This is a genomic window from uncultured Aquimarina sp. (assembly GCF_947500065.1).
Classification (GTDB): domain Bacteria; phylum Bacteroidota; class Bacteroidia; order Flavobacteriales; family Flavobacteriaceae; genus Aquimarina.
This window is the reverse complement of record NZ_CANMQT010000008.1, coordinates 85,423-107,978: the sequence shown is the minus strand read 5'-3', so window position 1 is coordinate 107,978 and position 22,556 is coordinate 85,423. Positions and strand designations below refer to the sequence as shown.

Annotated in this window: 12 protein-coding genes; 8 read left to right on the top strand and 4 right to left on the bottom strand. The window is 33.7% G+C overall.

Translation table 11 applies throughout. The features are described 5' to 3' along the window. Window positions 1-315: 315 nt before the first annotated feature. From Q0975_RS20555 to Q0975_RS20545, 3 genes are all read right to left on the bottom strand, one after another. Window positions 316-2,991, bottom strand: a complete 2,676-nt coding sequence (locus Q0975_RS20555) for a TonB-dependent receptor (RefSeq protein WP_299440153.1) — start codon at window positions 2,989-2,991, stop codon at window positions 316-318. A gap of 115 nt (window positions 2,992-3,106) precedes the next feature. Next, window positions 3,107-4,012 (bottom strand): FecR family protein, encoded by a 906-nt coding sequence (locus Q0975_RS20550; RefSeq protein ID WP_299440151.1) that lies wholly within the window; start codon window positions 4,010-4,012, stop codon window positions 3,107-3,109. A 71-nt stretch (window positions 4,013-4,083) separates the two neighbouring features. Continuing rightward, complete coding sequence (locus tag Q0975_RS20545; protein WP_299440149.1) at window positions 4,084-4,605, bottom strand: RNA polymerase sigma factor; 522 nt, start codon at window positions 4,603-4,605, stop codon at window positions 4,084-4,086. A gap of 99 nt (window positions 4,606-4,704) precedes the next feature. On the opposite strand from Q0975_RS20545, the gene Q0975_RS20540 reads away from it, so the two are divergent. The 8 genes from Q0975_RS20540 to Q0975_RS20505 all read left to right on the top strand — a co-directional run bounded on the left by Q0975_RS20540 (window position 4,705) and on the right by Q0975_RS20505 (window position 21,595). Then, the gene (locus Q0975_RS20540; RefSeq protein ID WP_299440147.1) at window positions 4,705-5,145 is read left to right on the top strand and encodes a thioredoxin family protein; all 441 of its coding nucleotides are present in this window, start codon (window positions 4,705-4,707) and stop codon (window positions 5,143-5,145) included. Between the two features lie 4 nt (window positions 5,146-5,149). Next, window positions 5,150-6,133 carry an FAD:protein FMN transferase gene (locus Q0975_RS20535; protein WP_299440146.1) on the top strand — a complete coding sequence of 328 codons (984 nt, stop codon included), beginning with the start codon at window positions 5,150-5,152 and terminating at the stop codon, window positions 6,131-6,133. Window positions 6,134-6,136: 3 nt separating this feature from the next. Then, window positions 6,137-6,349, top strand: a complete 213-nt coding sequence (locus tag Q0975_RS20530) for a DUF4266 domain-containing protein (RefSeq protein WP_299440144.1) — start codon at window positions 6,137-6,139, stop codon at window positions 6,347-6,349. A 141-nt stretch (window positions 6,350-6,490) separates the two neighbouring features. Continuing rightward, entirely contained in the window at window positions 6,491-7,930 is a 1,440-nt protein-coding gene (locus Q0975_RS20525) for a DUF3570 domain-containing protein (RefSeq protein ID WP_299440142.1), read from the top strand. Window positions 7,931-8,211: 281 nt separating this feature from the next. Further along, window positions 8,212-11,115 carry a triple tyrosine motif-containing protein gene (locus Q0975_RS20520; protein ID WP_299440140.1) on the top strand — a complete coding sequence of 968 codons (2,904 nt, stop codon included), beginning with the start codon at window positions 8,212-8,214 and terminating at the stop codon, window positions 11,113-11,115. 300 nt (window positions 11,116-11,415) lie between these two features. Further along, window positions 11,416-13,047 (top strand): tetratricopeptide repeat protein, encoded by a 1,632-nt coding sequence (locus tag Q0975_RS20515; RefSeq protein WP_299440138.1) that lies wholly within the window; start codon window positions 11,416-11,418, stop codon window positions 13,045-13,047. A gap of 433 nt (window positions 13,048-13,480) precedes the next feature. Further along, window positions 13,481-17,563, top strand: a complete 4,083-nt coding sequence (locus Q0975_RS20510; RefSeq protein ID WP_299440136.1) for a M60 family peptidase N-terminal accessory domain-containing protein — start codon at window positions 13,481-13,483, stop codon at window positions 17,561-17,563. Window positions 17,564-17,614: 51 nt separating this feature from the next. Further along, entirely contained in the window at window positions 17,615-21,595 is a 3,981-nt protein-coding gene (locus Q0975_RS20505; protein WP_299440134.1) for a M60 family peptidase N-terminal accessory domain-containing protein, read from the top strand. 3 nt (window positions 21,596-21,598) lie between these two features. Here the strand turns inward: Q0975_RS20505 and Q0975_RS20500 are convergent, their stop codons facing one another. Beyond that, window positions 21,599-21,781, bottom strand: a complete 183-nt coding sequence (locus Q0975_RS20500) for a hypothetical protein (protein WP_299440132.1) — start codon at window positions 21,779-21,781, stop codon at window positions 21,599-21,601. Between the last annotated feature and the right edge of the window lie 775 nt (window positions 21,782-22,556).

Here is a 22,556-nt window from a genome sequence, read left to right as displayed (position 1 = left end):
CAACTATAAAAACCCTATTTTAATTTGATTTTTTTCGATAAAAAGAATAAAGATGTAAAAAGGGATGCCGTATGGCAATAAAGACATAGTAGGTTCATTACGATAGTTAATATTATAGATTTGGGCATCGCAAAAGTAGTTAAGGCTACTTTTTAATACTAAAAAGTTACCCCTACAAGTATCCCTACAAAATGGGTTTTACTTGTGGGTTGATAGGATCAAAATAAAAAACGCTATCTTTTCAGATGACGTTTCTTCTTTTGACGTGAGTTCGATCTAAGGATTTGGAATCAAAAAAACAAAATTCACAACGAACTAAAAATAGATCCTAAAAACTGCATTAGGGGTAAAACCTAAAGAAAATCTTTGAATTACCTGTTCCAGAATTACTTCTAGTTCTTCTGGTGAAGATCCATCGGTGCCAGGTATAGCAATTCCACCATCATCCAGTGGCTTTCTTTCTGCTTTATATATTAAGTCTAAAGGCTTAACTCTATTGTAAATGTTTAAGAAAGACAATCCAATTTGTGATTTTAGTTTTTTAGTACCTGATTTAATACTAAAATCATATAATATAGAAGCATCTAGCCTATGAAAATCAGGCAATCGATCACTATTAACAGCTCCAAAATTTACTACTCCTGCATTTTCTCCATCGGCATCAATCATAATCTCATAGCTATTTACAGGAGTTACAGGCTTTCCACTTCTAAATTGCCATCCCAATGAGAATTGCCATTTTTCTAATTGTAAGGTGTTCGAAATTCTAAAGGAATGCGTGATATCATTATTCCCTGAAAACTTAAATGGGGTATCTTGTAAATTAGGAAATTGGAAGGTAATATCGTTAAAGGTATATCCGGCCCATATTTTGTAGTTATTCCATCTATATTTTAATAAAACATCTAATCCTTTTATAGTACTTTCGCCTTCCTCAAGATTTTCTAAAGGATTACTAAAACCATTGGTAAATGTAGTTAATCCGTCTAACTCTTTATAATAAGCATCTACATCAATATTTAGATTTTTAAAATGATACAGTATTCCTCCAGAAATTTGATTACTGCTTAATAAAGGAAATTGCTCATTATCAGAGAGACGCCATAATTCATTTTCTAAACGCAATTCGGTATGATTGAATTCTACTAATTGAGAAATGGGTTGATTTCTTCTTTCGATAGCCGTTTTAAATCTGAAACGATCTCCTATAGGATATTCGAAATTAATACGAGGTTCTAATAAAAATTGATCCAGAGAGCTGTAATGTACGAATCGAAGCCCTCCATTTATAATTCCACTGTTTTTAAAATTATAGGTGTATTCCCCAAAAATGGCGTTCTTAAGATTATTATCGTCCTGCACTGATCTTTCTAACTCAGCATCAATTGGATTTTCGCTACTAATAATTACATCTAAATCGGTATAGGAAAGTTCATATCCTAATGTAAGTTTTTGATCTTCTTTAATTCTAGAAATAGAAGAAAGTTTTAAGCCAACATCTATGATATCATTTTTTCGGATATTAATTTCAGCTAAGTCCAGAACACCATCTCCTGTTTCATCTTTGATTTCATCATTTTGATAAAAAGAATTGTATTCCGAAAAATAAAAAACGGCCTTTGTTTGTTGCTTTTCACTTGCGGTATGCTTCCAAGAAAGACTTAACCCCTTGTTTTGTGTAATTAATGAGTCTACGACAAATTCTTCACCATCACCAGTGAAATCAAAGTCTAAACGATTTCGGGTGTACAATCCACTCACCGAAATATCATTCTTAGCATTGGGTTTTATAATAAGTTTGGTCCCAAAATCAGCAAAAGAAAAATCAGTATTACTAGTTTCGGGGCTAAAATCATCATCCGTTTCAAGCTCTAGTACGTTTCCATTAATATCACGAGCTACTCCAAAATTCGTAAAAATCTTATCTTCATAACTGTTATACGTTGGTGTTTCTAAAATATCGGCATAAGATCTTCTGGCAAAAGCATATACTGCAGTTTTTTCTGACAAAGGAACTTTGGCATATCCATTAACAGATAAACCATCGACTTCGAATCCACCTTCAGTTTTTTTAGGAATAGCATCACCACTAGAAATATCGATAATCCCCGAAATACGGTCACCATAACTTGCACTTGTACCAGATCTAAAAACGGTTGCTTTTTGAGTAGCAAATGGGTTAAACATGGAAAACATGCCATAAAAATATCCAGTATTAAATAACTTAATATTATCATACAATATTAAGTTTTGATCCGGTGATCCTCCACGAATTTGGATGCCTGTAGCAGACTCGTCTAAAGTAGAAACTCCAGGAATTAATTGAATACTTTGTGCAATATCAGGGCTTACCAACCCAGGCAGTATCCCTAGTTTTTTAGAGTCGAGCAATATCGATCCGTCTTTATTCCTATCGATACCTGATGTTACATATCCTAATACAACCACTTCATCAAGAGTATCACCGAGCGGGTTAAGGTATATTTCCTGACAGGGATCACCAATCTTTAGAGAAATAGTTTTATCATCATACCCATTAAAAACAACTTTCAGGTTGTTTATATCTGAATCGACATTTTCAAAGCTGAAATATCCTTTTTCATCGGTCTCTGTACTTTGGTCATTATTGATGCTTACAAAAGAAAATGGTATAGGTTCTTTACTTTCTTCATCGAACACATAACCACAAACAATTCTTGGGACAGAAATAATCACCTGTTGTGATGAAACTTTTTCAAAAACTAATCTGGATTGTGATGCTAATTGAGGTAGTAGTTCATCAATGGTTATTTCCTGCTTCTCCAGTGTTATCTTTTTAGAAGCAATAATTTCAGGTGCATAAGAAAACAGTATAGAAGTTTTGGATTCGATATCCGTTATTACTTCTTTTAACGGGGTTTGAGAATAGGTAACCGTTATTTTTTGTTGGGCATAGCCAAGAATTGAACACAGCAGTAGTGCTGCAAACAGTAAGGGGATTTTTACCTGCATTTTTCATTGTATTTAATAAGAATTCAATGATAAAAAAAGGGGACTTTATCATTACCAATAGTCTTTGTGTATATGATAATGACTACACAAAGGTTTTATATGATTTAATACAAATTTAAGGTAAATATATGATAGTTTTATCCTCTGATAAGGTATAATTAATCCCCATAGGAGTTAAAGTAGATTTTAATGCTGTTTCCAGATTATTATGTAAAAAACTTCCTGTAAACAATCTCGTTAAATCCACTTTATTTGATTGAAAAGTAACATTATATTGACGCTCTATTTCATCAATAACTTCTTGTAATGGCTGTTCCTTAAAAACGCTAAGTCCTTTCATCCAATTGGGTTGATTTTCGGTTGACTTTTCGGCAACAACAATCTTGTCAGAAACAACTACACGATCATTTTTGCGCAAAATTTGATGCACAGTGGTATTTGTTTGATCAAATCTAACGACACCTTCATAACAATTTAATTCAAAAGTGTTTTGACGGGTTTTAATATTAAATTCTGTACCTAGAACAGCAACTTTTCCATAAGAAGTCTCAACCGCAAAACCGTCACTTTTTTGTACTTTAAAATATCCTTCTCCTTTAAGATGAACAGTTTTGTCATTCATCCAGAAAAATCGTTTATGTGTTAATTCTGAGTCTGCATTTAATTCAACTTTAGAACCATCAGGTAGCGTAACGGCCAATTGTTCACCGTAAGCAGTTTGATAACTTTTAGAAGAATTGAATACACCAACTAAACCAATCACTATTGCAATTGAAGCAGCAATAGCATACCAGGTACTATTCGATGATTTTCGAGTTTTACCAAAAGTAATTTGCTCTTTAGTTTTAATAAGCGCTTGTCTTTTATCAACCGGAGGAGCTTTAAATTTTTGTGACTCTATATTGATTCGATCAAACATCTGATAAGCATCTGATTTCTTAAACTCAGACAATTCTTCTTTGTTTAATTCACCAGCTACCCAACGCGCTATTAATGTTTCATCTGATTCGTACTTTTCCATAATTATTAAAGTTTAGGTAAACCCCTGCTCTTATACCTAATACAGGTTGTTGTGGGATTACCCTACTTTTTTTAAAATTTTATTTCACTTCCCAGTAATTCTCTTAGTGTAACAAAGGCTTTACTCATTCTTCTTTCTACCGCTTTTACTGATATATTAGTCATCTCAGCAATCTCTTTATACGTTTTTTTATCAATTCTACTCAATAAAAATACTTCTCGCTCTTTAGGAGATAGTTTTGAAATACAGAATTCTAGTTTTTCTCTAAATTCTTCGGTTTCCATAATAAAATCAGGACTTTCATGATTTCTGTCATCTCTTGGTGTATTTTCATACCGCAAAACCACTTTTTTATGCGCAAATTCATTTAGAAGTGCATTATTACATATCTTAAATATCAAAGATTTTGCAGTATTATAAATGATATCAGCACATTGTTTCCATAATTTCACAAATGCATCTTGTACGATATCTTCTGCTTGTTGAAGATCACCACACTTATAATACAGGTGATTTCTCACTGATTCATAGTGAGTATTGAAAAGACTATCAAAATTCTTTTCTTCGCAAACCGATCGATTTCCTTCCGACATTTGGTGTTTACATGGTTTAGTTTTCAAAACTATTAAAAAAAAATAGAAAAAAGATAGGGTATTCCCGTATTCATCTGTATTGAATATAAACCCAGAATAATGAAGAACTTTTTTTTAAGTACATGTCTTAGCTTTTTTTGCTTTTGTACAGCACTCTCGCAAGATTGGAATACCGATATCGAAGTAGCAAAATCAAAGGCAACTAAACAGCAACAAAATATTGTATTGGTATTTCAGGGATCCGATTGGTGCGCGCCTTGTATCAAACTGGATAAGGAAATTTGGAGTACAGAAACTTTTAAAGCATATGCGAAAGACCATTTCGTTATGTTACAAGCAGATTTTCCCAGACGAAAGAAAAACAGACTTCCAAAAGAACAACAGAATCATAATAACAGACTTGCAGAAGCCTATAATAAAAATGGGCACTTCCCTTTGGTTGTTGTACTTGATAAAAACGGAGAAGTTCTTGGTCAAACAGGCTATAAAAAACTATCTCCATCTGAGTACATAGTGTTATTAACATCTTTTAAAGGATAATCAGTTGAAAAAAATCATTGTCTTTTTAATAGCTATTCTCGTTTCGGGTATCGTTAATGCACAAGAAGTATATCAACGTACCTCTAAATTAATGGGAAGCCGTTTTGATATAACAGTCGTAGCTGATAGTGCAGAGCAAGGGAATCAATATATAGATATGGCTGTGGCAGAAATCTCAAGAATAGAAAAATTAATCTCTTCTTGGGATCACAAATCCCAAACATCTAGCGTGAATAGCAATGCTGGAATGCATCCGGTAAAGGTAGACAAAGAGCTTTTTGATCTTGTAGCACGATCTATTCATATTTCTAAACTAACTGGTGGCGCCTTTGATGTTAGTTATGCTTCTATGGATCGAATTTGGAAATTTGATGGTAGTATATCAGAAATGCCCTCAGCAGAAGCTATGAAAGCTTCAGTAGAGAAAGTAGGGTATAAAAAAATAATACTTGATCAAAAAAAAAATACTATTTTCTTACCTAAATCAGGAATGAAAATAGGTTTCGGCGCTATAGGAAAAGGATATGCAGCAGATAAGGCTAAAAAACTTTTACAAAGTAAAGGTGTTATTGCTGGAATCATAAATGCCTCTGGAGATATGAATACCTGGGGAAAACAACCAGATGGTAGTGATTGGCAAGTAGCAATTACCAATCCACTTAACAAATCCAAAGTATTTGCATGGATGCCAGTTTACGAACAAGCTGTGGTCACTTCCGGTAATTATGAAAAGTACGTAGTGCTGGATAATAAACGATACACGCATATAATTGATCCCAGAACCGGATATCCATCAAGTGGTATAGCAAGTGTAACTGTTTTTGCTCCAAAAGCAGAATTAGCGGATGCGTTGGCTACTTCAATTTTTGTAATGGGTGTGGATGCAGGATTACACCTTATTAATCAGTTACCCGAAACAGAATGTATCATTGTTGAAGAAGGTGGAGCGATAGTATACTCTAACCATTTAGAAAAAAGAAAAATATAATATATGATAAAGATAATATGTATTGGTTTTTTACTCGGAGTACTAACCACTTCTTGTGCATCAGTTAAAGAATATGAGAAAGTGAATATTAATGATCCTGACATGGAATTAGCTGCGTATAGTAGCGAGCGATTCGAAACTAATTTTCAGGTTTATAGAGAGGCAGCCTCTGGTGCTAATGGAGGGAAATCAGGAGGTGGCTGCGGCTGTAATTAAGTGAAACTCTATTTTGAAAAGCTATCTCTGATAGCGCATTCAAAATAGTAAGTTGAACTTATCCCGTTTAAAAGTTGGGGTCTGAAAAAAATAAAAAATCTGAGTTTGTCTGGCCACAGAGCTAGATCTAAAAAACAACGAATGAAGGAAATAATTGTAATTGTGATATGTTGTATGGGTTTTGTGTCTTTCTCTCAGGAGAAAGACTCGATTCCTGTTTATAAAAAAAGAGTACTAGAATCTACTGAGGTAGATTATATAATGAGTTATTATAAACAAGATGGAATACATTCTTCGGTTGGGGGGGGAATTGGAACAGAAGATCTTACTGATTACACGCCAACGGTGGTAGTAAGTGTTCCATTAAATGATGATGAGGTATTAACTGTTGATGTTGGAATTTCGGCCTATACTTCTGCTTCTTCCAGTAATTTAAATCCTTTTGATGCATCCGGTGCTTCTCAAGGATATGAGGATGACGAGGATAAAAGTGGTAAAGCTTCTATGCCATTAGGAAGTCCGTGGATTGCGTCCTCAGGTGCATCAAAGAGTGATGTGTGGAGTAATATAACGCTGGATTATAGCCATAGTTCTAATGATCGGAATGATGTCTGGAACGCTCATGCTAGTTTTTCAATAGAATATGATTATTTCTCCATAGGATTTGGAGGTGGTTATACAAAACAATTTAATGATAAAAATACAACTTTGGGTATCAGTGGTAATGTATACTTAGATACTTGGAAAGCACTTTATCCTACAGAGTTAGAAGAATTCGCTGCTTATGGTTCTAATTTTCAGAATCAAGGGTATTTTGAAGGAGTAGATGTTTGGGATCAGAATGGTGCGATTTCCAGAGAATATAATCCAGAAGGGTTTACTGAGTTTGAAAATGAGGGACGTAACTCCTATGCATTATCTCTAAGTTTTTCGCAGATCGTTACTAAGAACTTTCAGTTGTCGTTATTCGGAGATGTTTTGTATCAACAAGGATTATTATCTACTCCATATCATAGAGTCTATTTTGCCGATCGACCCAACTTTTTTATCGGAGGTAATGCTAATGCTATTGCAAACTATACCTCATCTTCTAATACAGAAGTATTTCAATTAGCAGATGATAAAGAACAATTACCTGATACCAGATGGAAAATTCCTTTGGGTATGCGTGCAAATTATTATCTTAATGAATCCTTATCCTTAAGAAGTTACTATAGATTTTATATAGATAATTGGGGTGTAATGGCTCATACAGCTTCTCTTGAAGCACCAATCAAAATTGCTAGAGGTAAATTTACAATAATACCGACCTATCGATTTTATAGCCAGCAACAGGCGGATTATTTTGCTCCTTATGAAACGCATCTAAGTACTTCAGAATTTTATACCTCGGATTACGATTTATCAACTTTTGACAGCCATCAATATGGTGTAGGTATACGATACACTGATATTTTTACAAAATTTAAGTTATTTACATTCGGTCTTAAAAACTTAGAATTGAGATATAATCGATATGACCGCAGTGATGGACTACAAGCTAATATTATCAGTACCGGGTTTAAGTTTGTATTGGATTAAATTATTTGAAAAAAATGTTTTATTGTTCTATCTTTTTGTGTGTAATTTAAAAATTATATAATGAACTCATCTTGACTTTTTCTATTTCCTAAAAAATGATCAGAATTCACCCACATTTCGTTATTTTTCTTACTCGTAGCACAGCTATGACTTTCAAAAAATGCCTCATTTGGTTAAATTCTAGTTCATTTTCGGTCAAACACAAAAAGTCAAGATGAGTTCAGTAAGAAATTCCAAAAATTACTTATAATAGATTTAGATTAATACTTTTATAGTTCGATGTGAGAAATATTTTTATAAATACATTCTTCTTATTTTCTATTCTTTGTTTACAAGGACAGGGAACGGTTATTCCAGAATGGTTAGGTATCGAAGAAGGACTTTCACAAGGAGCAACTTCTTCTATTATTCAAGATGAGGAAGGATTTCTGTGGATCGGCACAAAAAATGGTTTAAATCGTTATGATGGAGAGCGGATCGAAATATTTACTAAGAATCCTGATGATCCGTATAGTTTGACCAATGATAATGTTTTGGCATTGCACGATGATAGAGGATTTATAATGGTAGGAACCCAAGGAGGATTAGATCTATATCACAAAGCAACCAAACGTTTTTATAGAATCCCTCTTTCAAAGGATACTAATGAGCCTTCAATTTCTGAAATTATTAAAGATTCTTTAGGGCAATATTGGGTGACAGCTTTTAATAATTCTTTGTATAAACTAACGCTAGATGAACAGTTTTACAAAAAGCTTTCAGAACCAGAAAAAGCTGCATCCTTTATTAAAATTAAAAAACTTCCTTTTACAGTATATCCTCCTTTTACCTGTATCTATAAAGATAAAGTGCTTTTCGTAAAAATTGATACTGAAAGAGGGTATAAAAGAATATTATCAACCTTAGATACCAGAACGGAACAAATAAATACTGTAGATGCAGAAATTTTAAGCAGACATCCGAATCGAATTAAATACATTCCTGTAGATGACTCAATAGTGGTTTCTTTCTGGGGGTTGAATTTTTTTTATGTAATTGATTCAGAAGGAGTGCGGAAAATTACCACTGATTTTAGCATAAATCTTATTTCTTCATTAAATCATGGGAGTCATCTATTATTTGATAATAGCACCAATTACTTTATTTTCAATAAGAATGTTCTTATTCGAAATCATCTTACAAGAAAAGAAGCTTCGGGCGGTATAAAGGGTATTAGAACTTTTCATGATGATGCGATGGTTGATCGCTCTGGCATTAATTGGATTGCTACGGCTGGGTACGGTGTTATGAAAATTAGTCAAAGACAACTGGCTATTGAAACTCATTTTGAAGGAAAATCTATTTACGCAAAACCCTTTATTTCTGATCAAGGAAATTTATATATAGGAAATCCCACTACTAATGAAAACTTATTCATTACGCAATCTAAACGTGAAGTCAACAATCTAAAAGCAATAATTGCACAATATCATAATACACTTTTCACAAAAGATAAAGAAGGTATCATTTGGGGAATATTAATAAAAAATGATGCGTTTAGTCTAGCTAAAATAAGTGAAGGTGAAGTGGTAGAAGAACAAGTGTTATACACAGCACCAAATCGAGATGCCACACTTTTAAGATACGATAATCAAACACATAGTCTTTTAATAGTTATAAACTCAGAGCTTTTTGTTTACAATATCAAAGACGGACAGTTGAATCAATACAGTTTTTTAGACCTATTTGAATTTTTACCAAATCGTTTCGATGTTACAAGAACCCCTAATGGTCACTACTGGATTGGAACAGGTCTTGGTCTTGTACAAGGATCTCCCAATGATAATGGTTCGTTAGATTTTAAAGTATGGAATACAGGTAATGGTTTGCGGCATGATCAAGTAGCTAGTTTGTTACCAGATTCGGAAAATAGAGATATATTATGGATCGGTACTAAAGGAGGAGGATTACATCATTTTAATACTAAAAACAACTCTTTTGATTATATAAACTCAAGTAATGGGCTTCCTAATGATGTTATATACGGAGTGTTAGAAGATAACTTGGGGAAGCTTTGGATGAGTTCTAACAAAGGGATCATAAGCTATGATAAAAAAACTAAAATCATACAAAATTTCACAAAAGCAGACGGACTGCAAAGCGATGAGTTTAACACCTTTGCTTATACAAAATTCGAGGATGGGAGAATGGTTTTTGGGGGTATTAATGGACTTAATATTTTTCACCCTAAAGATTTTGATAAAAATGTAAATCTTCCTAAAACATGGATTACCAATTTAAAAACGAATAATAAAAAAATTAGTGTTGACGACACCTCAAGCATACTTTTTAATACTATTGAACATACTAATGAGTTAACCTTACCATATTCGCAGAATAATATCGAATTAGAATTTGCTGCTATAGAATTTACTGCTCCTGTAAAAAATGTATTTTCCTATTATTTGGAAGGGGCAGAATCTCCTTGGATACATATCACTAAGGAAAATAATGCTAATTATTTAAATCTTGATCCAGGCTCTTATACTTTTAGAATCAAAGCTGCTAATGGAGATGGTGCGTGGAGTGAAGAAATAAGAAACCTAAAGATTAGAATCCTGCCCCCATGGTATAGAACTTTTGTGGCCTATTTAGTATATGTTCTCGCAGGCATTGTATTAATTTGGTGGATTATAAAATTTAGAGAAGATCGCATTAAAAAGCGTCAGCAAATAGAACAGGCTGACCTCGAAAACAAATTATTGAAAGTAGAAATTTCGTATAAGCAGAAAGATTTGGTTGATTTCGCAGCAGCTATTTCAGAGAACCAAAAGTGGGATGACTTTTTGTTAGAGAAAATTCAACAAATTAGAAATTCAAAAGGTAGAGCTAAAGGAAAGTATTTTGATCAATTGGAAGAAGATATTAAAAATAGATCATTTATTGAGCAAAACAGAATTGATTTTCAATCTAGAATAGATCATCTAAATCATCAATTTTATCAAACATTATTACATCAATTTCCGAAACTTACAAAGACCGAATTGAGGTTGTGTACATTGATTCGTTTGGACTTATCAACCCGTGATATTGCCTTGATGCAAAATATAACCACAGAATCAGTTTATAAAAGCCGGAAACGCCTCAGAAAAAGACTACAAATTGCCCCTGAAACTGATCTAAATGTGTTTTTAAAGCAGTTTTAAAATAAACACTTAAATATTTGATTTTTAGTGTTTTGAATATATGTATTAAAGCCGTTGTCCCTATTTTGTACCTATAAAAAATAGTGATTTTTACATTCTATTATTCTACTTTCGTTTCTGAACCCAAATCAAATAATCTACATATCCTGTATAGTAAAAATAAGGGTATATAAATAGATTACGATACTCATACTAAAGCTAAAAACACCCTAGTAAATCTACTTATGAAAAACACAGACCTAACTACCTCAGATACATTGTAATCAGACAAGACCTTAAAACCCTTAATCCCCTTAAACAATGAAAAAACTTGTCACTAGTTTTTATATATACTCTTTGTTTTTTGCAAGCTTAGTGATTTCTGCTCAGGAGCAAGATACTACTGTTGTTAGGCTTACTACCGAAATAAAGTTAGCACAATCCGATACGGCAAAAATTAGTGCGCTCATTGACCTTGGCGATTACCAAATAACCAAAGATTTTAGAAAGGCAGAAAAACATTTATTACACGCCTTAGAACTTATTAAGAAAAGACCGGAAACAGAAAGGCAAAAGACACTAGCAATTGTCTATGAAGCGCTAGGTATTGTAAGTAAAAGAAAAGGAGATTACCCTGAAGCGGTAGATTACTATTTAGAATCCCTCAATTTATACAAGCAATTAAAAGATGACTCGAATATAGCAGATATCTACCATAATATGGCAATGGTATTTAGGGATCAAAAAGAGTATAAAAAATCAATTGAATATTTCAAAAAAACAATAATCCTTAAAGACAATTTACATGAAGAAAAAGGAGTAGCAATTGTGTATAATATGATGGGCGTTGCGTATCGGCAATCCAAGCAGATGGATTCTGCTTATAATAGTTATCAGAAAGCAAAGGCTACATTTTTACGATTAGGAGATCAGGAAAATATATATAGAGTAAACTCTAACCTTGCAGCTTGGTATCATACCCAAAAACAGTATCAGAAGGCAATAGCCATCTATAAAGAAAATCTTGAATTTGATATCAAAACCAATCGTCGTTTATCGCTGCAACGAGCATATTACAATACTGCAGGTGGTTATATGCAACTTAAAGAATATAGAAATGCATTGAATTATATAGATCAGGCATTAACTATTGCAAAAGAACAACAAGCCAAGACACGTATATCCAAGTCGTATTTAAGACGGAGTTTTATTTTACGAAAATTGGAAAATTACAAAGAAGCGTTAGAAAATTATCGATTGCACAAAAAATATTCAGACTCTGTGTTTAATATTGAAAATGCTAAAAAGGTACAAGCATTGGAGCTTAAATATCAATTTGATCAGGAAAAGCTAGCAGACAGCTTGCAGTTTGCTAAAGAAAAAAGTGAGTTAACCTTGATCACCAAAGCCGAAACTGCTCAAAAAAGAATTTATTTTGTACTTCTTTTGGTAACTATCGTTGCTGGGATTGTAATCACGTATCTTATAAGAAGAATATATAGAAGCAGAGTCAGGTTAGCAGCAGAAGCATTAGAAAAAAATAAGCAAGAATTAACAAGTTTCACCAAACAGCTAGTGGCGAAGAGTAAAGAACAAGAAGAATTAACAAAGGAGCTTGATAAACTAAAAGCTGAAGTTGTAGAAAAAAGTTCTTTAAAAAAGCTACACGAAGTAGCAGCTGAAAAGATTTTAACCAAAGATGATTGGTATAATTTCAAGGAAAAGTTTGTAAGAGCATACCCTTCTTTTTTTGAAAATATCAAACAAAAAGGCTACGAACTTACGCAGTCAGAAGAAAGATTGGGTGCAATGGAAAAATTAGGATTGGATACTCGACAAATTGCTAATATGCTGGCAATATCAGAAGATAGCGTGATGATGAACCGATACCGCTTACGGAAAAAAATCAATGCTCCAAAAGGAGCTCCAATTCTTGAATATCTTGAAAACTAATACTGGAGAATTGCCGTCATATTACATGATTTTTTGAACTGTTGATCTAAATTCCAGTAGCAAATTCATCTTATAATGCAATTTTTTTTTCAACTATTTGTAAAGCCCGTTAAGCATCATAAACAAATACAATTCATAAATAGATCAAGCAGACTACAGTGATTGGTGTAAGTGTTTGTTTTTCAGTTGTTAGAGGTGGTTTTGTAGGGGTGTTTGTAGGGTGTGATTCTTTGTGTTGAAGGTATTCTATAATCTATTTTTACATAATCCAAATCAAATAATCTAGCATATCCTGAAAAATAAAAATAGGGTATCCAAAAGATTAATTGTACTAATAATAAGTTAGAACCCACCCCTAATAAACCTACTTATGAAACAAAATTACTTTACTACCCCAAGTATATTAGTATTCCCTTGTATAATTTTAATGTTTATGACTACTAGACTCTTCAGTCAGGTAGTCAACTATCCCTTAGATGGTAATCTTAGCGATGTGGTTAACTCGGTAAATGGAACCTTTTCTGAGTATCAAAATGGGTCGGCAACACCAACTTATGTGTCTACACCTTCAGGAGGACAAGGAATAGATCTTGCACGCGATCAATATGTCTCGTTAGACAATTCTTTTCAATCATTAATAGTTAGCGATGATTCGTTTGAGATAGAGATTGATTTTACATATACTTATACCGGTACTGGTAATGGTCGTAAACCTATTTATGGTTCAAAAGCTACAAGTAATGCGAGTGAAGGATTGGTTATTAATGCACTTAAGAATGATGCTACTACATTCAATATCTTTTTAGGAATAGCAGATGGTAATTTTGATGTTTCTCCTTTTTTTAAGGTGAACCCCGTTCCGCTTACCACGAATGAAGAAATTAATTTGAGTTTAAAGATAAATTATCAGGAAAGATCGTGGTTTTTTATAGCCAATGAGGTATATAATTTTGGTTTTTTACCTGAAGATTTTGATATGGATATCTTTAAAACCGCTCTTGAAAACATTCCTGCGTATATAGGTTGGCAGAAAAATCATGAAGGAGATATGATTCATCATAATATGGATGGAACGATGACCATCGATCAATTTAAGTTGTACGTTCCAGCAAGATCTGGAGATATTAGTGCATTGCAAACAGCTTTACAACAGATGACAAATCATATACTGGGGAATATTAGTTTGACCCAGGCAGAAAAAGATACGCACACCACTACGATTATTGTGAATCATCAAAAGAGTTATACTAGTACTAAAACTGAAATAGATAATTATTTAGCAGCATTCGAAGCTAATTATGAAGCACTATTTACTAATAGAGCGGCAACACCTAGTCTATCTAGTTTGTTAAATGAAGAACGTATAGCTTATTATTTAATGCAAGACATTTTTGATAATGAATTTGTAGCTGGAAATATAACAAATATGGCAGGTATGAGTTTTAGAGAAGGCAATATTTATCCTGGACCAGTAAGTAGTGTTGCACCTCGTAGTAATAACGCTCAAGTAGCAATAAACGCTACTTATATTAAAGATCCAGGAATACAGCTGGTACAAGGTCATCATGGTGTATTACGTCCTACAGGATATTATGCTGCATCAGGAGAATTAGTAACCGTAACTGTACCTCCAGCTATGGTTAATCAAGGTGTAAAAATTGTTGCAGGTGCTCATAACAATGAACCTTCTGTTGCAGGTATGCAACGTTTTCAGCGTATTTCTAAAGCAATTGAAATTACGTCTACTACAACACAAATAGCAAATCCTTTTGGAGGTGCTTTATATTTTAGGATTCCCCAGGAAACTACCATAGGTTGGCAAACAGTTACAATTAATGGAGCTGTAAAAGCACCTTATTTCAGAATGCTAACCGGGCAACCACAAAATGTAGGTGAATGGATCGCTGATCTTACCAATGCATACGTTCCCTGGGCTGATATAGAATCTGATAAAATGATGTTTACACTACCAACGAGTATGGTTGGTGTTACTGACGTTACAGATGTGATGCTTAAGTGGGATGAGATGATCGATCTGGTAAATACAGTCGCCGGAAGACCTTTGACTCCGGTTCGTGCAGAATACGTTCAGGCAGATTGTTCTGGAGGTGTTGGATCTGGAGGATATCCCAAGCGTATGCACGAAAATACTTATGATCAAGCATTGCCATCTACGTATTGGAGTCCGTTACGTATTTTAGAAGAAGACTTTGTAGAGACCAATCAGGGATTTATTTTTCATGAACTAGGGCATAATATGCTATTTCCAATCCCTAGAGGACATGCAGAAACTGTGGTGCAAATGTTTTCGGTGTCAAGTTACTTTGTATTATCTAATGATTTAGAAAAGTCAATTAGTTATGTGGAGGATGAAACTTACGGAAGAGATACTGGAGCAATTGCTTGGATGATTACTCCTGAGTTTAGAAATAATATGCGTATGGAAGACGAGCATGCTAAATATCAGGTTCGTGGAGGCGTAAAATGGTTTGATATTGTAGATATGTTTAGTTGGGAAGATCTAGGAAAGTTGAATAAATTCTTTTATGATAAGTGGACAGTAGAAGGAGGCTCTCCTCTAGGAAATACACACGTGACTGATTCTGAATATTTACAAGCAGCTACAGAACGTATTGGATTTAATATGACTCCATTGTTAAATTTTTGGGGAACAATCCCTACAACAGGAGAAATTAGTATGTATGCCACATACTCTCAAAGTTGCGAAATTTATGATCGTTTGATATATTATCGTAATCTGGTTCCACAAACACAAAGCGATTTTTTACCTTGGAAAGACTTTTTATTAGCCGAAGTAGATCCATACCATCATGCAGAAATCAATGATATTTATAACAATTATGATATTCAAAATATAGGTGATCAAATTATCGCTCAAATCGATTCCTTATTAGCAATTTATTATCCTAACGGAGCTTGTCAAACATTTCAAAATGATGTCAGTTTACGTGCCATTAATAATCCAAATGCTTCACAAGCAATTTGTGGTGATATTTCACCACAATTACTACTAAGAAATAATGGAATAAATGACATAGGTGAGATTAATATTATGTATGGTGTTATTGGAGGTGAAACTCATAATTATACTTGGGATGGGATGCTGCAATCTGATGAAGAAACAATTGTAAATCTATCTTCAATTTCAGTAGGATCTGGAAATTTCACGTTAAATGTTGAAGTATCTATAACTAATGACGAGAATAATACGAATGATAACCTTTCACAAAACTTTAGTGCAAATACATCAGGGGATTTTAATGTGATAAATTCTTTTGAAAATCCTCAGGATGAATTAATTGTTCAAAATGGTGTTTGGGAACGAGGTGTTCCAACGGGTTCTGTCTTAAATAATGCAGCAACAGGAACTCAGGTTTACGGTACTAATCTATCTGGGAATTATCCTGCAGATGCAAATGCAAGTTTGCAATCAAATTGTTACGATTTTACCCAGATTGTTAACCCAGTACTTAAATTTCAAATGGCTTATGACCTTGAGGAGAATTGGGATTGGGCAAATGTTCAGTATTCGATAGATGGTGGGCTAACATGGGAAAATTTAGGTACTGTAAATAGTCAACCAAACTGGTATAATAGTGATAATGATGGTAGTGGATTTGGTTGTCTGGGTTGTCCAGGAGCCCAATGGACCGGAACAAATACAACGATGATATCTTATGGATATGATTTTGCGGAAAACGCTGCTTTGGGAGAAGCAGATCTTACTAATGAAGATAATATTATGTTTAGAATGACTTTACATTCTGACAATATCTTTAATGAAGAAGGTGTTATTTTGGATGATTTTGTAGTTGAAGGTAATGAAGGATTACAAGTCGCTCCAAAAGTGTATTTACAAGGCGCTGCATTAAATCCTAATACCGGAGAAGAAAATTTAATGCGAGATAATCTTAGAGTTGCTGGATTATTGCCAACTACCAGCCCATATGTAGATGCATTAACCTGTAACACAAGTGTTTTTGATGCCATCGGAAATGATGCTATAGTAGATTGGGTATGGTTAGAACTAAGAGATGGAAATGATGTTAATACCTTAATTAATGGTAGATCAGCATTGTTACAACGCGATGGCGATATTGTAGATATTGATGGAACTTCGCCAGTAACTTTTCAAATCAATCAAACCCATGGAGATTATTACCTCATGATCCAACACAGAAATCATCTGGGAATCAGAACTCAAAATCCAGAATCCTTAACATCAAATCCTGTTACTATAGATTTGAGCTCAGATCCTGCAATAATTGCAGGAGGAGCCAACGCACTTCAGTTAATGACTAACGGAAAATATGCGCTCATTACAGGAGATTATGATGGTAATGGACAAGTGCAAAATGCCGATATCAATCAAGTTATTCAGTTATTAGGAGGTTCAGGCTACCATAAAGCAGATACAGATCTGAATGGACAGATTCAGAATACAGATATTAATAATTCTCTAAGTCCTAATCTCGGAAAAGGAGAACAGTTTTAAATACTTAGGTATTAAACACTTTAATAAAAAATATAAATAAAATCCCTAATCATGATAAAAAAATACGTCAACAATGTATTTAAAAAAGTAATTACGATTACAGTTTTGAGCTTTACTTTGGGTATCAATGCTCAAGTTGCTAATTATTCTTTTGAAGGAAACCTTGATGATCCAATCACAGGAACTACAGGCATTTTTGGAGATGCAGATACACCTAGTGAATTACCTACTTATGTAGTAACCCCGTCTGGTGGTCAAGGATTACAGATAAACTTTAATGAAGCTTTTGTTTTTAATGAAAATTTAAAAACTTTATTTACCAGTGATGCTTCTTTTGAAATTGAAGTAGATTTTAGATATACTTATAATGGACCAAATGCAGGTAATAAACCATTGTTTCATATGAAACAAGGAAGTACTGAAGCTAGCCATGGTTTTATGATTGCTGTGAGAAAATCTGCTACTCCAGGTAAATTTGATGTATGGTTAAATTATTCTGATGGAAATTGGGAAGCTGCTAGATCACAATACATAAGTACAGGAGAATTGAATATAAACGAAGAAATTAAGTTGGCATTCAAGATGAATTATGATTTAGAAACTTGGAATGTACGCTTTAATGATATCTATAATTCAGGAGTTTTTCCAGATAATTTTGATGTAGAGGGATTAAAAACTGGAATTGAAACTTCGGCACAATCTTTTGGTTGGTCATGGAATCATAGTGCTACCGGAAATGATGATTCTTTTATTATAGATAATTTTCAAGCACATGTTCCAGCAAGATTAGGCAATGTTTCTGTATTGCAAACAGCATTGCAACAACTAACAGACCATATTCTTGGAAACACAGTACTTACTCAAGTACAAATAGATGGCTATACGCAAGATGTATTATTCAATCATATTCAGAGTTATGCAATTGCTAAAACAGACATTGATGCGTATTTATTAGCTTTTGAAAATAATAACCCACCACTGTTTAATGATAGAACTATTACCTATGATTTAAACATGCTAGATAACTTTGAAAGAGTAACCTACTATTTACAGCAAGATATATTTAACAGTTCATTTGTGTCAGGCAATATGGCTAATGTGGCAGGTGTTTCATTTGAAGCACATGAAGCGTTTCCTGGACCTGTAAGTGCAAGTGCGCCAAGAATTTCTAATGGGCAGGTTGCTATTAACGCAAGTTATATACTAGATCCAGGTATATTTTTAATAGATCAAGAAGATGGAGTTATCAGACCTACAGGATATTACGCAGCTCCTGGTGAATTAGTAACCATTACAGTGCCACCTTCAATGGTAGGTCAAAATATTGAAGTTATTTCAGGTTCTCATCAAGATGAGGTGTTAGTTTCAAGTTTGCAACGTTTTAAAAATATTGTGAAGCGATTAGAAATCACAAGTACAACTACAGAAATTGCAAATCCTTTTGGAGGCACATTGTATTTTAGAATTCCTGCAAACGTAGACTTAGGCTGGAGTACAGTAACCATTGATGGTGCTGTAAAAGCTCCTTATTTCAGAATGGTTTCTGGGCAACCTCAAAACGTAAGTGAATGGGTGACTGATTTAAATAATAATTATGTGCCATGGGTAGATATAGAAACAGATAAGTGGATGTTTACCATTCCAACGAGTGTTGTTGGTCAAACCGATATTACTGATATTATGAAAAAATGGGACGAGATGCAAGATCTTGCTAGTGTAGTCGCTGGTAGACCTATGGCAAGACCTCGTGCAGAATATATTCATACAGATTGTAGTTCAGGAAATGGAAGTTATGGCTATCCTAAACCTATACATGTGAATGGATATAATACCGATTCACCAACAGCTCAATGGAGCCCATTGCTAATATTTGATCAAAATTATATTGAAAGTCATTTTAGATTTATTTTCCATGAAATGGGGCATACTTTATGGCTGCCTACACCAGCTGCATACCGTGAAGCTTTTACGCAATTGACATCTTTTGCGTATTTATATACTATTGATGAAGATTTTGATCGTGCTATGATTAATAATGAATATGGTGGTAAGTTTGACAGAGATTTAGCAGCAATGCATTGGATGATTACAAATGAGTTTAGAACAAATGTTCCTATGCTTAAGACTCAATACGATTATCAAAGACGAGGTGCTGGTTATTGGTACGATATGTTTGCTTTATATGGTTTTGAAAGTGTAGGTAATATTCATAAAGAGTTTTACAACCTTTGGGCTTCTGGAGCAGATACAGATTATTTCCGATATAAATCAATAGACGAATACATAGGTGCTGCAGCGGCAGGAAATAATAAGAATTTAACACCTTTGTTTCATTTTTGGGGCATGCAAGCATCAGCAAGTCAAGTTACAAACTTGGCTTCATATCCAGAAGGCTGCGAAATTTATAATCGTTTGATGTATTATCGTAGTCAAATTCCACAAACCCAAGCAGAGTTTGCGTCATGGAGAACAGCTTTTGAAGCAGCTACTGGAGGTTCAAATGCAGAAGTGAATACTGCTTTTGCTAATTGGGATTCTCAAAATTATTATGCACAAATCGTTGCTCAAATTGATAATGTTATTAACACCTATTATCCCTCAGGTTCTAATTGTGCTAATTTTACAACAACCTGGACTGTTGCCGCTGATGACACAACTATAACAATACCAACAGAAACAGGTGCATATAGTTATAATTATGAGGTAAATTGGAATGGTGATGGAGATTTTTTAGATGCTAATGAAACAACGCCTTTTACTGGAAATGCTACGCACGACTTCGGCGCTGCGGGAACTTATACTATTAATATTCGAGGAACTTTTCCTGCTATTTATTTTAATAATTCAGGAGACAAAGATAAAATTACGTCTGTTGACCGTTGGGGAAGTACGCAATGGGAAGGTATGGATTTTGCATTCTATGGTTGTACAAACTTAAGCATTTCCGAAAATGCCGGAATACCTGATTTATCTTTTGTATCTGATCTTTCTTCTATGTTTAGGTCAAGTGGTATTAATACTAAAGGTAATTTAGATGATTGGGACGTTAGTAGTATTGAATTTTTTGATGCTATGTTTATGGATGCCGTAAATTTTGATCAATCACTGGGCAATTGGGATATTGGAAATGTTGGATCAATGAGTCAAATGTTGCAAGGTGTAACAATTTCTACAACTAATTATGATGATACCTTGACCGGATGGGCAACATTAAGTGAAGGTGAAACTGATATACCAATTGCAATTGATTTTCATGGTGGTAATAGTGGTTTTTGTTTGTCTGATGCCCTAAGAACTCAATTAATTACTTCTGAAGGATCTGGAGGATATGGTTGGACTATTACAGATAGTAATGTTTTAGATTGTGAAGTTGAAATTTCCCCAGTTGTATACCTGCAAGGAGCCGCATTAAATCCAAATACAGGAGAAGAAGGATTAATGAGAGATGATTTAAGAGTAGCTGGCTTAATACCAATTACAAGTCCTTATGCAGATGCATTAACATGTGATAGCAATGTTTTTAATGTAACAGGAAATAATGCTATAGCTGATTGGGTATGGATTGAGTTAAGAGATGCTACAAATACCACCACTATAATAGGATCCAGATCTGCCTTACTAAAAAGAGATGGTAAAATTGTTGATGTAGATGGAGTGTCTACTGTTAAAGTAAAAACTAATGTTGTCGGAGATTATTATGTAGTTGTTAGACATAGAAACCATTTAGGAATCAGAGCTCAAAATCCGAAATCTTTCACATCGACCCCTGTTATTGTAGATCTGAGTATAGATGCTTCTAAAGTAGTAGGAGGAGCTAATGCACTTCAATTAATGCCTAACGGCAAGTATGCGGTGATTGTTGGTGATTATGATGAAAATGGTCAGGTACAAAATGCAGATGTAAATGCGGTAATTCAATTGTTAGGAGGATCAGGTTATAACAAATCCGATATGGATATGAATGGTCAGATACAAAATACAGATGTGAATACTCTAATGAACCCTAACCTTGGAAAAGGAGAACAGTTTTAGAATTTATATAGTAACAGAACCCGTTGTGCTTTTAGGTATTTTTGGGATAAGATTCGTCAATTCGAGTGCTTCGAATTTAGGAGAAGTGTATCGAGAAAAGAATTTTACCTCAAAAAAGCTGTTCTCGATACATTTTGTCTTCATTTCATTTGGATAAAACACTCGAATTGACGCTTTTTTTTTCATAATTATTTCTAAATGTACGACAGGTTAATAGAGCTAACTGAATCGATAAGCATAAAGAAAATCCATTGCGAATACTATCTGGGAATTAAGAGCTGAGATATGAGTTCAATTTTCAACACTACAAACCATTCCGATACGTTGGAGTGGTTTTTTCATTTGTAACCAAAAAATAACAGTTTTCGGTTAAATCTCTGTTTTTTGGACTTTTGTGACTATGAATTTGCTTAAGATGTTGTTAATCAGGTGTATGAGTTTATTTTGTAGGGGTGTTTGTAGGGGTCGTTTTTTAGTAAATACAGGGTGTCTTATATACTTTTACATCACCTGAATTTAAAAAACTTAAAACCTATGAACCCTTATGTCATTATTACAATACCAAATACTACTATAAGTCTTTTGGCCTTTTTATCGAAAAACTAAAAATAAAAATAGGGTATTTCAAAACCTACCTGTAATAGAATTAATTCAGGCGATCAAAATCGCTTGGTTATTAATAAACAATAAACCTATAAAACCCCCTTTACTATGAAAAAAATTACTCCTTTAGTATTAGCAACCTACTTTAATTACTTCTTCTGCAAGTTTATGCCTTCGCGAAGTAGTATTTATTTCCAAACGACACATATAGATTAAATCCAGTTTATCAATAGATAAAGAATCAATACCCATGCATCAAATGGATTGTTGATATGGAAAACCTATATAAAACATCAATTCTTTTACCCCCTCTTTACTATGAAACAATGCTATAAACCTACAGTGCTTTTTAGAAAAT

Bases quoted from the DNA above. Each gene is read 5' to 3' on its own strand.
- Q0975_RS20510 (WP_299440136.1), top strand. From the start codon at position 13,481: ATGACTACTAGACTCTTCAGTCAGGTAGTCAACTATCCCTTAGATGGT.
- Q0975_RS20515 (WP_299440138.1), top strand. From the start codon at position 11,416: ATGAAAAAACTTGTCACTAGTTTTTATATATACTCTTTGTTTTTTGCA.
- Q0975_RS20500 (WP_299440132.1), bottom strand. From the start codon at position 21,781: ATGAAAAAAAAAGCGTCAATTCGAGTGTTTTATCCAAATGAAATGAAG.
- Q0975_RS20505 (WP_299440134.1), top strand. From the start codon at position 17,615: ATGATAAAAAAATACGTCAACAATGTATTTAAAAAAGTAATTACGATT.
- Q0975_RS20540 (WP_299440147.1), top strand. From the start codon at position 4,705: ATGAAGAACTTTTTTTTAAGTACATGTCTTAGCTTTTTTTGCTTTTGT.
- Q0975_RS20545 (WP_299440149.1), bottom strand. From the start codon at position 4,605: ATGTCGGAAGGAAATCGATCGGTTTGCGAAGAAAAGAATTTTGATAGT.
- Q0975_RS20530 (WP_299440144.1), top strand. From the start codon at position 6,137: ATGATAAAGATAATATGTATTGGTTTTTTACTCGGAGTACTAACCACT.
- Q0975_RS20525 (WP_299440142.1), top strand. From the start codon at position 6,491: ATGAAGGAAATAATTGTAATTGTGATATGTTGTATGGGTTTTGTGTCT.
- Q0975_RS20555 (WP_299440153.1), bottom strand. From the start codon at position 2,991: ATGCAGGTAAAAATCCCCTTACTGTTTGCAGCACTACTGCTGTGTTCA.
- Q0975_RS20550 (WP_299440151.1), bottom strand. From the start codon at position 4,012: ATGGAAAAGTACGAATCAGATGAAACATTAATAGCGCGTTGGGTAGCT.